Genomic DNA, 14,073 nt, shown 5'->3' with positions numbered 1-14,073 from the left:
TTGTCTTATTTCGTTTTTTTCCAAAGACCATTTCGGAGCAATAAGATGGTCTCTGGGCGGATCCCCCTGTAGCCTGTGAATGACAGTTCGCTCTGGTAAAATGCTGATAGCCCTGGCAACTAGAGAACAGTACTCATCGAGCGTAAGAAGAGAAATATTGTTCTTTTTGTACTCCTCATAAAGTTGAGTACCATGGACTACATAAAGCTGGTGAAATTTTATACCATCTATATTAAGCGACTTCAGGAGTTGTATTGTAGCCAGCATTTCTTCTGGACCTTCACCTGGAAGCCCAAAGATGACATGTGCGCACACGTTGAGGTCCCTTTTTTTTATTGATTCCACAGCACCAACGAAATCCTCTACGCTATGGCCTCGATTTATGTTTTGAAGAGTGTGATTGTGGGCACTTTGAAGTCCAAGTTCTATTGTTATGAGGCGGCCTTTACCGCATTCTTCAATAACATCCAGTACGGCATCATCTATGCAATCTGGACGGGTACCTATAAAAAGTCCAACTACGTCACTAGAGACTAGAGCATCGTTGTATAATTTTCTGAGTTTGTCAGGAGAAGCATAGGTGTTTGAGAACGATTGAAAATAGGCAATATACTTTTTTGCTCCATACCTTTTTCGTGCCCAGTCAATTCCCTGAATCATCTGTTCCCTGATTGTTACGCCGTTTCGCGCTCTTCCTGTACCAGATCCGTAGGGATCACAGTAGATACAGCCTTTAGTCCCTTTGGTGCCGTCCCTATTTGGACAGGTGAGTCCTGCGTCGAGGGGGATTTTTTGGACGCGTTCTCCAAAAATGTTCTTTAAGTATTTATTTAGACTGAGAAAAGGAAGATCTTGGCGCATTACCTTGATTTTTAATCCATTTTTTCAAAAATGCAATTGATGAAGTTCTATCTTTAACAAGGCCATCACATTGTGCCTGCTCTAGTGCATCAAGGGCCCTTCCAACCAGTGGACCTTGAGGTATGCCGAGGATGTTCATGACGTCTTTGCCAGTAATTATGCGCTCTTTGCTCCTGATGGGACGCAAGGTCTCAGTCCAAAATGTATGGACATGATCAAATAAAGTGGCGATTTCCTCCTCCAACTCCGGAGGTTTAAGTGGACCACTACCTGCAAGGGTGTCGGCCATACTCAGCAGGAATAATCCGACATAATCCTGGCCAGTTGCATTTAAAAGGCGCCTCAAGGCCCTGCTTGACGGACCTCCTCGTCTAAGATCATTTAAAAGGTGAAAAGGACGCATATGAAGGGCGACTAATTTTAAGACGATTTCTTCGAGTGAACGCGACCACCGAAACCGTCGGGAGATGCCCTTTAGGATTAAGGCCCCCTCCCTATCGTGATTGTAAAAAGTCACCCTCTCTCCCTTTTGGCCTTTAACAACAGGTTTTCCAATATCATGAAAGAGGGCTGCCCATTTTAATGCTATGATCCGTTGTTTGTTTTCTTTGAGCCATGCGCGGACTGTCTCGCTATGCTTAAAAAAGGTGTGGGGGCTTTCAATTACCTTTTCTACCATCTTGAGGGTCTCAAGGCTGTGCCCAAAAACATCAAGATGATGAAAACCAGGCTGTTCTACCCCCTGTGCGATTTCGAGCTCTGGAAAGAGTATTAGAAGGGTTTTAAGTTCGGCCATCTTGTTTATGGCCTTCCAGGCGATGTTGGTCTCAAAGATTCTAGTTATCTCATAATTGATTCTTTCCTTAGCGACTTCATCTAGGCGCCCCTTTCCCTGACACTCAAGAAGATAGGTCAAGGTTGTTGGCTCAATTTCAAATCCTAATTCCACTAAAAATCTGTAGGCACGGAGTATCCTCAAGGGATCTTTATGAAAGGAGTCTTTTGCACAGGCACGAATAATTCCCTTTTTAATATCGTGAAGGCCATTTGTAGGATCTATGAGCTTAGTTATGTCCCCTGAGAGAAAATCTTGCCAGCGAAGGGCCAAGGCATTGATTGTAAAATCCCTATACCTTAAGTCCTCATCAATGGCCTTTGCCCCATCTCTGTATTGGCTAAAATCAAAATAACGGCCATCTCTGGAAACTACTCTATAGATGCCGTTGTCTTCGTCTAAAGATACCAAGGTTCCATCAATATCCTTGGCCAATTGTGTTGCGATTGTTACGGCATCTTGGGGGACCACTAGATCGATATCAATGACTGGTCTCGATAAAAGAAGATCCCTTATTGCCCCTCCTGATACAAAAACTTCTTTATTGCATAAGGAATCAAGGAGAGCAACATCTGCTTTTGCTTTATCTGTGTATGTCACGGTCATTTGTTGTCGAATTCCAATTCTCGTCTGTCACAAAAGTATCGATTCCCTCGCGATTGGCATTTAGGGCTAGGTTTAATTTAAAACCTAATGTCAGTAAGGTCAAAAGAAAAGGTGGGCTACGCCTCCCACGTTCTTGCATCTTTGGCAAGGGTTTAGAGCTACATAATTAGGGATAATCTCAGATGGAGTGTCCTAATAGCCCCCAACTAAAAATTGAATTTGAGTTTATTTTATCAATTAAAGATTCAAATAAATATTACATGATTCAATATCAAGAAAAAAATTAGTCTATTTTGTTCTAAAATTGTCAGTTTCAATTTCGTATAACATATTGATTTTTCTAAAAAACTTGACTTGTTGTCCGCTTTTAAATATGCTTATCTTTAGCGTACTAAGAATTATAAATGGGGGGATCAAATGCATCGTTATTTATCCTTGGAATGCCTTAAAATAGGTCTTCTTGCTTTTGGGTGTCTTGTGATGTCCATGCTACTAGGCCCTTTTACGGCAATACCAGTCCTTTTCATGATGCCAAGTCTGGCGAGGCTTGCACAGGATAAGGAGTTTCCTCAGCCTGAATTGGCAGTTCCGTGTCCGAACTCCGATGCGGAGGGCTGAATATGGGGTATTCATTAAGGTTGAGCGAAGTATTGGAGATCATGGAAATTGACTTAAAGACCATTTGTGCCCTTGAAAAGCAGGGCTTGATCCAGCCAGAAAGGGATGAATTTGGGGAAAGGCTCTTTAGTGACGAAGATGTGGGGAGATTGTCATTGATTTTGTCTTTAAAAAATGACTGGGGCTACAGTGTTTCAGCATTGAAAAGGATGTTTTCAAGATCCGCTGGAGCACAGATGAGGTACTCATTCGGTTATGAAAAAAAATAGATTCGATAGGATCGAGTGTTTGAGGCCTTTCAATTAAAAAGCCCTGGCAACCTAGCCCGGGCTTTTTAGTGCTGAGAAAGGGTTATGGTTATTTTAAATCCCAAAGGCAGCGTCAAACCAACTTTTTACAAAGCCAATTGGTCCCCCCGCTTCAATGAGCCCACCAATTATGCAACCAAGGACCCAGAGGAAGAATAGTCCGAAGCCAATAAAAAGTCCTAGGCCAATTCCACTGACCATGGCAACGCTTAATTTCCTTGCCCTAAGCGTTTCAGCCCAATTTCTTGCAATAGCAATTGCGCCTTGCATGGTGCCCCTCCTTTGATTGATAGAAATTTTTTCTTAACAAAATAGTAGCAGCCTAAATGAAGAGCGTCAAGAAAAAAAATCAATAAAATCAAGTAAATATGGCATTTAGTACTGTAAGGATTAACAGATTTTTGCCCTTTTATAAAAGGCGAGAAATTGAATTTTGCGAAAAAGTTGAAATTGTAATATTCAATAAGACGCGAATTATTATCCCGGATTATGCGGCTCGCAAGTTTGCCGAAGATGCAAGGCGGAGGGTACGCAGACGTACTTAGGTACTTCAAGTGCCCGACAACAAAGCAGATTCGGTAAAATTGCGAGCCCCTTGCGGCTTCAAATGCCTGAGGATTTATTACGGATTGAACTTCACCTTTTGGGTGAAGGCACAACGGGAAAAGATGCATGCTAACTATGCAGTAATTCGTAGAAATTACTTTCTTCAGGCATTTGAAGTGCATAATCCGGGATTATAGTCTGGTTGATCATAGGGATCGTTGAATTGACCTCTGAAATTTTTCCCGAGTTTGTCTGTGACTGGCGGTTAGGTTTCTACCTGGAAAAACACTGGTCCATTTTGGATATTTAAGGTATAAACATGACTAAATAGTAGGCGTTCATGTTATTTTTTGACGCCAAATGTATCGACTGAATATTTATAAATATAATAGATAGTTAGGAACAAAAAAGGAGGATTAGATGAAGCCCCCCGTAGAATCCGATAAAAGGAAGGCAGTAGATATCGCCATAGCCCAGATACAAAAACAGTTTGGAAAGGGCTCGGTGATGCGTTTAGGAGAACGTGGATCAGTGGAAGATATCCCAGTAATATCCACTGGATCCATTGCTGTAGATATAGCTACTGGGGTTGGGGGGATACCCAGGGGGAGGATAATAGAGATCTATGGTCCGGAGTCCTCAGGCAAGACTACCCTTGCCCTCCATATGATAGCTTCGGCACAGAAGGATGGAGGGATGGCAGCCTTTGTTGATGCAGAACACGCCCTTGATCCCGTATACGCAAAAAAACTCGGAGTAAATGTGGATGATTTACTCATTTCCCAGCCAGATTATGGGGAACAGGCCCTTGAGATAGTAGACGCGCTTGTAAGGAGCGGGGCTTTGGACATTATTGTCGTCGATTCAGTAGCAGCTCTCGTCCCAAAGGCTGAAATAGAAGGAGAGATGGGGGATTCACATGTAGGGCTCCAGGCCCGACTCATGAGTCAGGCCCTTAGAAAACTCACGGCCAATATCAATAGGACCAGGACCTGTCTTGTGTTCATCAATCAGATTAGGATGAAGATAGGCGTCATGTTTGGCAATCCGGAGACCACGACAGGAGGAAATGCGCTCAAGTTTTATTCTACCATGAGAATGGAAATTCGGCGTTCATCGCCAATTAAAGAGGGTGCTGATCTTGTGGGTAATAGGACCAAGGTAAAGATAGTCAAAAATAAGATCGCTCCACCCTTTAAAGAGGCTGAGTTCGACATTTACTATGGAGAGGGCATAAGCCGCGAAAGTTCTTTAATAGACCTTGCCTCTGCAGTTGACATAATCGAAAAGAGCGGCTCTTGGTATTCATATAAAGGTGAGAGACTGGGGCAGGGCAGAGAAAATGTCAGAAATTTCTTGAAAGAACACCCGGAACTTTCAGAGGAAATTGAAAGAGAAGTTAGATCGGCCTATGGGCTAAAGACCGCCCAAAAAAAATCTGATGAACCCATACCAGACAAGAGTAGGCGACAGGAGGCAGACCAATAAATGAAGATTACAGCGAGCAAAGATATTCGCCAGGCCTTTTTGAGTTATTTTGAACAAAAGGGACACAAGGTAGTACCAAGTTCTTCCCTAGTGCCTGCTGACGACCCCTCCCTTTTGTTTACAAATGCCGGCATGGTCCAATTTAAGCAGGTCTTTTTGGGAGAGGAAAAGCGCGACTACAAGCGGGCCGCAACGTGTCAAAAGTGTGTGAGGGCAGGGGGCAAGCACAATGATCTTGAAAATGTTGGGTACACTGCACGTCATCATACCTTCTTTGAGATGTTGGGAAATTTCTCCTTTGGAGACTACTTTAAAGAAGGGGCCATTCGCTATGCATGGGATTTCCTTACAAATATCATAGGGTTACCAAAGGAAAAGTTGTGGATAACGGTATTTGAAGATGATGACGAGGCAAGGGAGCTGTGGCATAAGGTGGCAGGCGTACCTAAGGATCGCATTGTTGGTCTAGGAGAAAAGGACAATTTTTGGGCCATGGGAGACACAGGCCCCTGCGGGCCCTGTTCGGAGATTCTTATAGATCAGGGAGAAGAAGTTGGTTGTGGAAGCCCGGACTGCAGAGTTGGATGCGACTGTGACAGGTTTCTTGAACTATGGAACCTAGTTTTCATGCAATTTTTTAGAGATGAATCAGGCGAGCTCCATCCGCTACCCCGTCCAAGCATTGATACTGGAATGGGCCTTGAGAGGATTGCAGCAGTTTGTCAGGGGAAATTGAATAATTTCGACTCAGACCTCTTTGAAGGTATTATTCGTGCCATTGAAGACCTGAGTAATCAGAAGTATGGCAGGTCTCCTGAAATAGATGTTGCCATGAGGGTGATCGCTGATCACGGAAGGGCTTCAGCCTTTCTCATAGCCGATGGAGTCATACCTTCAAACGAAGGACGTGGATTCGTTTTGCGCAGGATCATCAGGAGAGCTGCCCGCTATGGAAGAACCCTTGGCCTATCTGAACCCTTTATGGCAAGGGTGTGTGATAGGGTTGTTGAGGAGATGAAAGATGCATATCCAGAGCTTGTCTCAGCCAAAAGCTCCATGCGGCAAATTCTCGATACAGAAGAAGAAAGGTTTTTAAAGACCTTAGACTTTGGTCTTGAAATACTCATGGAGGAATTAGATACCCTGAGGAAAAAGGGAGAAGGGATAATTCCAGGCTCATTTGCCTTTAAGCTCTACGACACATATGGCTTCCCCATAGACATTGTTCAGGATGTGGCCAAAGAACAGGGTTTTGAGATCGATAGAGAAGGCTTTGAGAGAGAGCTAGAGGCGCAGCGAAAGAGGTCAAAGGGAGCATCGAAGGAAGTTGTAACCAAGGAACTACCTCCAAAATATCAGGAACTTGTGGAACAGGGGCGTGGAGGAGAGTTTATAGGATATGAGACCCTAGAGGCCAAAGCAACACTACTTGCCCTTTACGGTGGTAATTCGAAAGAAGAGGAAACATGGTGTTCAACCGACGAGGCTAAGGGTCCCAAATGGTATGGAGAGGCAATTTTTTCCCGTACTCCTTTTTATGCCGAATCTGGTGGTCAAGTTGGAGATAAGGGAGAGATTCGAGCGCCTGGGACTAAGGCACTGTGCCATGATACAGTGAAGAAAGGCGCCCTTATTTGCCACAGAATAGAGCTCAAAGAGGGATCGCTTAAGGTCGGAGAGGAATATGATCTTTCTGTGTTTGAAGGAGACAGAGCAGACACAGCCAGGAATCACACTGCAACTCACCTTTTGCACGCTGCCTTAAGAGAGGTACTTGGAGACCATGTTAAGCAGGCAGGCTCATTAGTGGATTCCAGCCGGTTACGTTTTGACTTTACACACTTTTCAAAAATTGAACCAGTTCTCCTCCAAAGGATCGAGGCCATAGTGAACGAAGCGATTCGAAGGGACCTTTCAGTAAGGATTGAAGAAACATCGTTTGAAGAGGCCAAGAGTAGGGGGGCAATGGCGCTTTTTGGTGAAAAATATGGAGATCGAGTAAGGGTTGTTGAGGTCCCAGGTGTGAGCATCGAGCTTTGTGGGGGAACCCATGTAAAACGCACAGGTTCTATTGGGCTCTTTAAAATAGTCTCTGAGTCAAGCGTGGCAGCTGGTATCAGGAGAATTGAGGCTGTTACTGGCAAATATGCGATTGACCATATTCAATCACTTGAACAGCTCGTGTTTAAGCTTGCTGCCAAGCTCAAATGCCCGCCTGATGAGCTTGAATCAAGAGTTGATCAGCTTACCTCGAGGTTGAAGGCCTTAATGAGGGAAATAGAGGAGCTTAAGGTAAAGGGAAGCGCCTTAGATGTCGATGACCTCGTTTCAAAGGTTTCCGAGGTCTCTGGTGTAAAAGTCCTTGCCCATGAAATAAAAAACGGCGATCCCAAGGTATTGAGGGAACTTGGTGACAGGCTTAGGGCAAAACTAGGCTCTGGAGTGGTGGTGCTTGGCTCCAAAAATCAGGGCAAAGCCCTACTCCTGGTTATGGTCACAAAAGACCTTGTAGACAAACTACATGCAGGCAATATCATAAAGGAGCTTTCTGCAGTGGTAGGAGGAAGAGGCGGTGGACGCCCAGATATGGCTCAGGCAGGAGGCCCAAATCCAGAGAGGCTAGAAGAGGCCTTAAAATTGGCTCCAAAAACCGTTAAGGAAGTTTTGAGTGTTGAGCAGTTTTAAAAGTTTTGAGTGTTGAGCACTTCGGAAGTTTTGAGTTTTGAGTTTTGAGTTTTGAGTGTTGAGTTGAAGGAAGAAAGACCTTTTTAGAAGTGTTGAGTGTTGAGCATTTCAAAAGTGTTGAGTGTTGAATTTTGAGTTTTGAGTGGAAGGAATACAGGTTCAGGGTTGGAAACCTTGAACTTTGAACCTTGAACAGGGAATGCTCCTGTGCTGGGTTTTATTTAGGCAGGGATTCAAGGAGCTCAATAATTTTGTCGAGTTCATCTAGGTTTGAATAGTGGATTTCTACCTTGCCACCGCGTTTCTTCTGGACCACCTTTACCTTAAATCCCAGCTCATAGGTGAGTTCATCACATAGACGCCTAATATTGGGATCGTTTTCCTGTCTGGCTTTTTCTGCTCTGGCATTTGAGAGTTTACCACTCAATATTGCCCGGGCCATTGCCTCGGCCTGGCGGACAGAGAGGGCCTCTTTTTTTATACGATTCCAGAGCGTCATCATTGCTGTTTCATCTTCTTCGAGCATTAGAAGTGCCCTTGCGTGGCCCATGGTAATGATGCCCTGGGAGAGGTCATTTTTGATCTCCTCTGGGAGTCGAAGTATTCTTAAAAAGTTAGCGATGGTGGATCTGTCCTTGCCCACACGTTTCGAGAGTTCAGACTGAGTGAGTCCGTATTCTTCTAGGAGTCTCATGTAGGCTTCCGCCTCTTCAATAGGGGTAAGGTCTTTTCTCTGTATATTTTCTATAAGGGCGAGTTCGAGTACCTCCTCAGGGGTCACATCCTTGATAACAACAGGGATGGATGCCAGTTGCGCCAGTCTGGCAGCGCGGTATCGGCGTTCCCCTGCTATGATGTCATAAAAACCCTCTTCTTCTGACCTCCTTACGACAAGTGGCTGAAGTATGCCTTTTTCCCTAATGGAGTTTGCCAGTTGTTCCAGTGTCTCATCATCCACTGACCTTCTGGGCTGTTTAGGATTGGGTCTTAACTTTTCAATGGGACACAGGAAATAGCCTGGGCTTCCCACCTCAAAGATCTCTTCTTCGCTTAAAAGTGCCCCAATTCCTCTTCCTAAGGGTCGTTTGTTCTCCATTTATGCGGATTCCCCCTGTCTTTTCAGAAATTCCCGTGCCAAATTCATGTAGGCCTCAGCCCCTCTGGAATGGGGATCGTAAACAAATATAGGTTTTCCATGGCTTGGAGATTCACTGAGCCTAACATTTCGTGGAATATTGGTCCTATATACTATTTGCCTGAAATGCCGTTTTACTTCTTTTGCCACCTGATAGGTTAGCCTGGTCCTCTGATCAAACATGGTGAGCACCAGGCCTTCGATGTAAAGCATGGGGTTTAAAGTTTGTTTTACTTTGCGAATAGTCTGGACAAGGAGGCTCAGACCCTCTAGGGCATAGTACTCGCATTGAAGTGGGATGAGGACACTCCTTGCACACGCAAGGGCATTTATGGTGAGCATACCCAAAGAGGGAGGGCAATCCAAGAAGATAAAATCCGCCTCTTTTATGGGCTTAAGTGCCTCTTTTAAATGAAAATATCTATTGTCATTATCCAGGGAGATCTCCGCTTCAATTCCGGCAAGGTCCATGCCTGAGGGCAGGAGATCAAGATTTTCAATGTCAGTGGACAAAATAGTTTCTTCTATTTTATTTAGCCCTGTAAGTATATGGTATAATTGTGGTTTTGTCTTATTTGGAGAAAAGCCTAGACCACTTGTGGCATTGCCCTGTGGATCGCAGTCAACCAAAATTACCTTTTTCTTCAAAAGAGCTAAGGCAGTAGCAAGGTTGACTGCGGTCGTGGTCTTTCCAACTCCGCCTTTTTGGTTTGCAATGGCAATAATTCGAGGATTCATGCCGAAATGCTACACAGAAGTTTGATCAACTTCAAGCATTAGCCTTCAGAAGTGTTGAATTTTGAGTTGAAGGAAGAGAACTTTTAAAGCTGTTCTTCAACGCTAAAAACTTTTACCTAAATTATGCAATTGGCGAGTTTGCCCAAGATGCGAGGCGCGAGGGGTGAAGGCATACTTATTTTGCTCCCTTTTGCAGTGCATAATTTAGGTTACAAATTCAGGGGCCTGGGAGCGAAACAGAAGAACATTGAACTTAGAACTTGCTCCTGGAACTTGACATTGGGAGAGTATGTACGATTATTATAAAACACATTGATAACTAATTGAAAAATATTTAAGGAGGGATATAGATAAACTGAAAGTTTTTGGAAATACAAGGGATCTTGCTCATTCACAAAGAAAGGTTCTTGAAAGGCTATATAGGAAAAGGTGTCCTCAAGACTCAATCCTCACTCATGAGCTCGTCCGGGCTTTGGCCCAAATATCTCAAGATGTCGGCAGAGAAATAGGCATTTTGGTTGATAGAAAAGGCATAGTTCGCTATGTGCTCTGTGGTGAAAGGGACAGTATACTCATTCCTGATTTAAGTGCGCAAAGGCGCGGCCCAGGGCGATTAAAGGGGCTTCGTTGTATTCACACCCATTTGAGAATAGGTAAGGGGCTGGATTCAGAAGACCTGACGGACCTTGCCCTCCTTAGGCTGGATTCAATGGTGGCCATAGATGTTGAAAATGGCCTTCCATCTAAGATCCATCTTGCTCATCTACTTCCACCCAATCAAGAGGGGAAGAAGTGGGAGATTCATGAATTTAGGGATGTCCAGTCCATAAAAATACCTTTTGCCTCATTTATAAAGAGCCTTGAAGACGAGATGCAGCATGCCTTTGGAGGAAAGATCCTTGATGGCGGAGAAAGGGCGATTCTGGTCCACGCAAGCCCTTATCCCAGGAACATCCGCGAACGTTCTATGCGAGAGCTTGAGCTGCTTGCAAGATCTGCTGGCGTGGAAGTCGTGGACATGGTCCATCAGAGGATCAGGAAATATCATCCAGGGCATCTGATAGGGCTTGGTAAACTCAGGCAGATACTCATTGACGGGCTTTATCTTGGGGCAACTCTTGTGATCTTTGACCAGAATCTGACCCCTGTGCAGGTCAATAAGATTAGTGAGATGGTGGACCTCAAGGTCATTGATAGGACCCAACTCATTCTTGATATTTTTGCCAAGAGGGCCAGGAGTCGTGAGGGGAAAATACAGGTAGAACTAGCACAATTAAAATACCTCCTGCCTAGGCTTGTTGGTAAGGGTACTGCTATGAGCAGGCTTTCTGGAGGAATTGGCGGTAGAGGGCCAGGAGAAAAGAAGCTTGAGATAGACCGTAGACGTGTAAAGCAGAGAATTAATTCTCTTGAAAAGGACCTTGAAAAGATTGCAAAGAGGCGTTTAGAACGACGGAAGAGGCGATTGCGTTCAGGGAAGGTGTTTAAGGTCTCTTTGGTAGGCTACACCAACGCCGGAAAATCTACCCTTTTAAACACGCTTACAGGAGCTAATGTCTTAAGTGAAGACAAGGTGTTTGCCACTTTGGACCCTAAAAGTTCGCGATTCTTTATTAGGGGCCTTGGCCAGGACATTGTAATTTCTGACACGGTTGGCTTTATCAGAGATATGCCAGAGGGGCTCAAAGCCGCCTTTAAGAGTACTCTTGAAGAACTTGAAGACGCTGACTTGATACTACACGTAGTGGATCTTACCAGTCCTGATTGGCAGGGAGATAAGGAGGCAGTAGAAGAAATTCTAAGGGAGATGGCTATCGACGATATACCTGTATTGACATGTTATAACAAAATCGATGCAGTGGAGGATGAAGATATTAGGAGGCTCCCCAAGGACGCAGTGACAATATCTGCGAAAAAAGGATACGGCCTTGAGGAGCTAATTAATAGGATATTTCCTTCAACTCAAAACTAAAAACTCAACACTTCTGAAAAGGTCTTTCTTCCTTCAACTCAACACTCAAAACTCAACACTTCATAAGGAGGAGGGGGCCTAAGCCCCCCCAAAATAGGTAGAAGGTAGAAGGCAGAAGGTAGAAGCTTATGATCCCTGCTACCTTCCTCCTTCAATTCAAAACTAAAAACTCAACACTTCTAAAAAGGTCTTTCCTCCTTCAACTCAAAACTCAAAACTTAAAACTCAAAACTTCCAAACCTATCCCCTACCTATCCCAACATAGTCGAAACCAAGGGCCTTTACCTTTTTCGGGTCGTAGACATTTCGAAGGTCAACTATCTTAGTCTGGTTCATTATGTCTTTGAGTCTTATTAGATCCAAGTTCCTAAATTCGTTCCATTCTGTAACTACCACTACGATATCTGCACCCTCAGCTGCTTCATAAGGGTCCTTTGCATAGTGGACCTTATCTTCGGCAAAAAGCCTCTTAAACTCTTCTTGTGCAGCAGGGTCATATGCTTTGACCTTTGCCCCTTCCTTTAAGAGGGCATCTACAAGTGTAATGGCTGGGGCTTCACGTATGTCGCTCGTATTAGGTTTAAAACTAAGACCGAGCACAGCGATGGTGCTTCCAGCCACCTGGTCTTTAAGCATTTCCTTTACCTTATTTATACTTCTTCTCTTCTGATTTTCATTAACTTCAATTACGGCCTCTACGATTTTTACAGGGGATCCAAATTCCTGGCCAATGGCTGCAAATGCCTTGGTATCCTTGGGGAAACACGAACCACCAAATCCAGGCCCTGGATGTAGGAATTTAGGTCCGATTCTCTTGTCTAGCCCCATTGCCTTTGCCACATGGTGTACATCTGCCCCAACCGCCTCACAGAGATTTGCCACCTCGTTTATAAAAGAGATCTTGGTTGCCAAAAATGCGTTGGATGCATACTTGATCATCTCAGCAGTCTCAAGATTAGTTATGACAAAAGGGGTCTCAATCAGGTAAAGGGGGCGGTAGATGTCTTTAACTATGGCAAGTGCCTTTTCACTGTCTGAGCCGAGAACCACCCTGTTCGGACGCATAAAATCCTCTACAGCAGATCCCTCTCTGAGAAATTCTGGATTTGAAACCACATCCACGGTGATTCCATTTTGTGCCTCTTTCTCGATAATTTCTTTGATCCGTCTGTTGGTACCTACTGGAACAGTGCTCTTGGTTACCACTACCTTGTAATCATCAATGGTCTTACCTATCTCTCGAGCTACTGCCTCAACTGCACTGAGATCCACTGTGCCGTCGTCCTTGGAGGGTGTGCCTACGGCTATGAATATTACGAGGGACAATCTCACGCTTGAGGCAAGATCAGTGGAAAAGGAGAGCCTACCGTTTGATATGTTTCTTTCTACAAGCTCCTTTAATCCAGGCTCGTAAAAAGGTATCTCCCCATTTTTTAAGAGATCTATCTTTTCCTTGATCTTATCCACGCAGATTACTTGAAGTCCAAAATCAGCAAGGCCGGCCCCTGCAACGAGTCCAACATATCCCGTTCCAATTACTGTTACGTGCATCTTTTTCTCCTGAAAAAATGGTCAATTATGGATTTAGGTTTTAACTTAATGGAGTGGCACAATTGCCACTGTGTCCTCAAAATTTTTACTCATACCCTACCACTACTAATTCCCCGAATCAACGCTCCGCCAATTAGATGGGCAACCCTAATGGGTTCAGGAATAAGTCCGTTAATAGAAAAATTTTTTATGGTACTAAATGCCTCATTCCTCGTAAGCCCATAACGCTGAATGAATAGTCCTGCAGCCGGTTCCATAGGGCCTAAGGCCTCTATTAGAGAAAGCTTCTTAGACCCATTGGGTACCTTCTCCAACAGGGCCTTTTTAATTTTGGCCATGTCTGGTTCCCTTCTGGAAACAACTAGGACTGATTTATTAAGTGATTTAGAAAGCCTTGGCACATCTACCACATTGAAACCTCCAAAGGCAATACCCTGGAGCATGATGAGCTGAATATGTTCCAGGAACTTTGATTCCTTTATGGCATTTATAAGTGCATCTGTTGCGTCATCTCCATCTTGAGTGACTTTGAAGATTAGCACCCCGTGGAGGCTCAATTTGGCGTAAACCGCTCCAACTACTGTCACCAATTCATCATAAGATTCATTTAAAGTGTTGGTTCTTTTTGGAGTGAAAGGTGCGTCATCTATTCCGATGACATTACTGAATCTTCTGGTATGCATTTTTTAATCTTTTGCTCAGGACAATCTTTATAATAAGATGCATTTTA

Annotated in this window: 12 protein-coding genes; 5 read left to right on the top strand and 7 right to left on the bottom strand. The window is 44.1% G+C overall.

The genetic code is table 11. From position 1 onward, the window contains the following. Positions 1-861: tRNA modification radical SAM protein MnmL/YtqA (gene mnmL, locus DBT_RS04045; RefSeq protein WP_067616694.1), on the bottom strand; the 861-nt coding region annotated here is incomplete at its 3' end. Then, entirely contained in the window at positions 827-2,302 is a 1,476-nt protein-coding gene (locus DBT_RS04040) for a CCA tRNA nucleotidyltransferase (protein WP_067616693.1), read from the bottom strand. The genes mnmL and DBT_RS04040, both read right to left, overlap by 35 nt. Before the next feature lie 417 nt (positions 2,303-2,719). Here DBT_RS04040 and DBT_RS04035 point away from each other — a divergent pair, with 417 nt between their 5' ends. Next, the gene (locus tag DBT_RS04035) at positions 2,720-2,920 is read left to right on the top strand and encodes a hypothetical protein (protein WP_067616691.1); all 201 of its coding nucleotides are present in this window, start codon (positions 2,720-2,722) and stop codon (positions 2,918-2,920) included. 2 nt (positions 2,921-2,922) lie between these two features. Continuing rightward, the gene (locus DBT_RS04030; protein WP_067616689.1) at positions 2,923-3,189 is read left to right on the top strand and encodes a MerR family transcriptional regulator; all 267 of its coding nucleotides are present in this window, start codon (positions 2,923-2,925) and stop codon (positions 3,187-3,189) included. A gap of 93 nt (positions 3,190-3,282) precedes the next feature. Here the strand turns inward: DBT_RS04030 and DBT_RS04025 are convergent, their stop codons facing one another. Then, on the bottom strand, positions 3,283-3,498 hold the full coding sequence (locus DBT_RS04025; protein WP_067616687.1) for a hypothetical protein: 216 nt from the start codon (positions 3,496-3,498) through the stop codon (positions 3,283-3,285). 696 nt (positions 3,499-4,194) lie between these two features. Between DBT_RS04025 and recA the strand changes: the two genes are divergently transcribed. Together recA and alaS are read left to right on the top strand one after the other, a co-directional pair. Further along, positions 4,195-5,262, top strand: a complete 1,068-nt coding sequence (gene recA / locus DBT_RS04020) for a recombinase RecA (RefSeq protein ID WP_067616684.1) — start codon at positions 4,195-4,197, stop codon at positions 5,260-5,262. Then, positions 5,263-7,947, top strand: coding sequence for an alanine--tRNA ligase (gene alaS, locus DBT_RS04015; RefSeq protein WP_067616682.1), 2,685 nt, complete (start codon positions 5,263-5,265; stop codon positions 7,945-7,947). Positions 7,948-8,164: 217 nt separating this feature from the next. Here alaS and DBT_RS04010 read toward each other — a convergent pair whose 3' ends face one another. Both DBT_RS04010 and DBT_RS04005 read right to left on the bottom strand, forming a co-directional pair. Next, positions 8,165-9,043, bottom strand: coding sequence for a ParB/RepB/Spo0J family partition protein (locus tag DBT_RS04010; protein ID WP_067616680.1), 879 nt, complete (start codon positions 9,041-9,043; stop codon positions 8,165-8,167). Continuing rightward, entirely contained in the window at positions 9,044-9,820 is a 777-nt protein-coding gene (locus DBT_RS04005) for a ParA family protein (RefSeq protein ID WP_067616678.1), read from the bottom strand. It lies immediately after the preceding gene. 514 nt (positions 9,821-10,334) lie between these two features. Here DBT_RS04005 and hflX point away from each other — a divergent pair. Continuing rightward, complete coding sequence (gene hflX, locus DBT_RS04000) at positions 10,335-11,792, top strand: GTPase HflX (RefSeq protein WP_244155307.1); 1,458 nt, start codon at positions 10,335-10,337, stop codon at positions 11,790-11,792. Between the two features lie 240 nt (positions 11,793-12,032). Here the strand turns inward: hflX and DBT_RS03995 are convergent, their stop codons facing one another. Both DBT_RS03995 and DBT_RS03990 read right to left on the bottom strand, forming a co-directional pair. Beyond that, complete coding sequence (locus DBT_RS03995) at positions 12,033-13,343, bottom strand: UDP-glucose dehydrogenase family protein (protein WP_067616676.1); 1,311 nt, start codon at positions 13,341-13,343, stop codon at positions 12,033-12,035. 89 nt (positions 13,344-13,432) lie between these two features. Continuing rightward, complete coding sequence (locus DBT_RS03990) at positions 13,433-14,026, bottom strand: endonuclease dU (RefSeq protein ID WP_067616675.1); 594 nt, start codon at positions 14,024-14,026, stop codon at positions 13,433-13,435. Positions 14,027-14,073: the final 47 nt, after the last annotated feature.

This window comes from Dissulfuribacter thermophilus, from assembly GCF_001687335.1.
Taxonomy (GTDB): domain Bacteria; phylum Desulfobacterota; class Dissulfuribacteria; order Dissulfuribacterales; family Dissulfuribacteraceae; genus Dissulfuribacter; species Dissulfuribacter thermophilus.
Note: the sequence above shows the minus strand (reverse complement) of the source record. Positions and strands in the feature narration are given on the sequence as shown.

Bases quoted from the DNA above. Each gene is read 5' to 3' on its own strand.
- DBT_RS04040 (WP_067616693.1), bottom strand. From the start codon at position 2,302: ATGACCGTGACATACACAGATAAAGCAAAAGCAGATGTTGCTCTCCTT.
- DBT_RS04035 (WP_067616691.1), top strand. From the start codon at position 2,720: ATGCATCGTTATTTATCCTTGGAATGCCTTAAAATAGGTCTTCTTGCT.
- DBT_RS04030 (WP_067616689.1), top strand. From the start codon at position 2,923: ATGGGGTATTCATTAAGGTTGAGCGAAGTATTGGAGATCATGGAAATT.
- DBT_RS04025 (WP_067616687.1), bottom strand. From the start codon at position 3,498: ATGCAAGGCGCAATTGCTATTGCAAGAAATTGGGCTGAAACGCTTAGG.
- recA (WP_067616684.1), top strand. From the start codon at position 4,195: ATGAAGCCCCCCGTAGAATCCGATAAAAGGAAGGCAGTAGATATCGCC.
- alaS (WP_067616682.1), top strand. From the start codon at position 5,263: ATGAAGATTACAGCGAGCAAAGATATTCGCCAGGCCTTTTTGAGTTAT.
- DBT_RS04010 (WP_067616680.1), bottom strand. From the start codon at position 9,043: ATGGAGAACAAACGACCCTTAGGAAGAGGAATTGGGGCACTTTTAAGC.
- DBT_RS04005 (WP_067616678.1), bottom strand. From the start codon at position 9,820: ATGAATCCTCGAATTATTGCCATTGCAAACCAAAAAGGCGGAGTTGGA.
- DBT_RS03995 (WP_067616676.1), bottom strand. From the start codon at position 13,343: ATGCACGTAACAGTAATTGGAACGGGATATGTTGGACTCGTTGCAGGG.
- DBT_RS03990 (WP_067616675.1), bottom strand. From the start codon at position 14,026: ATGCATACCAGAAGATTCAGTAATGTCATCGGAATAGATGACGCACCT.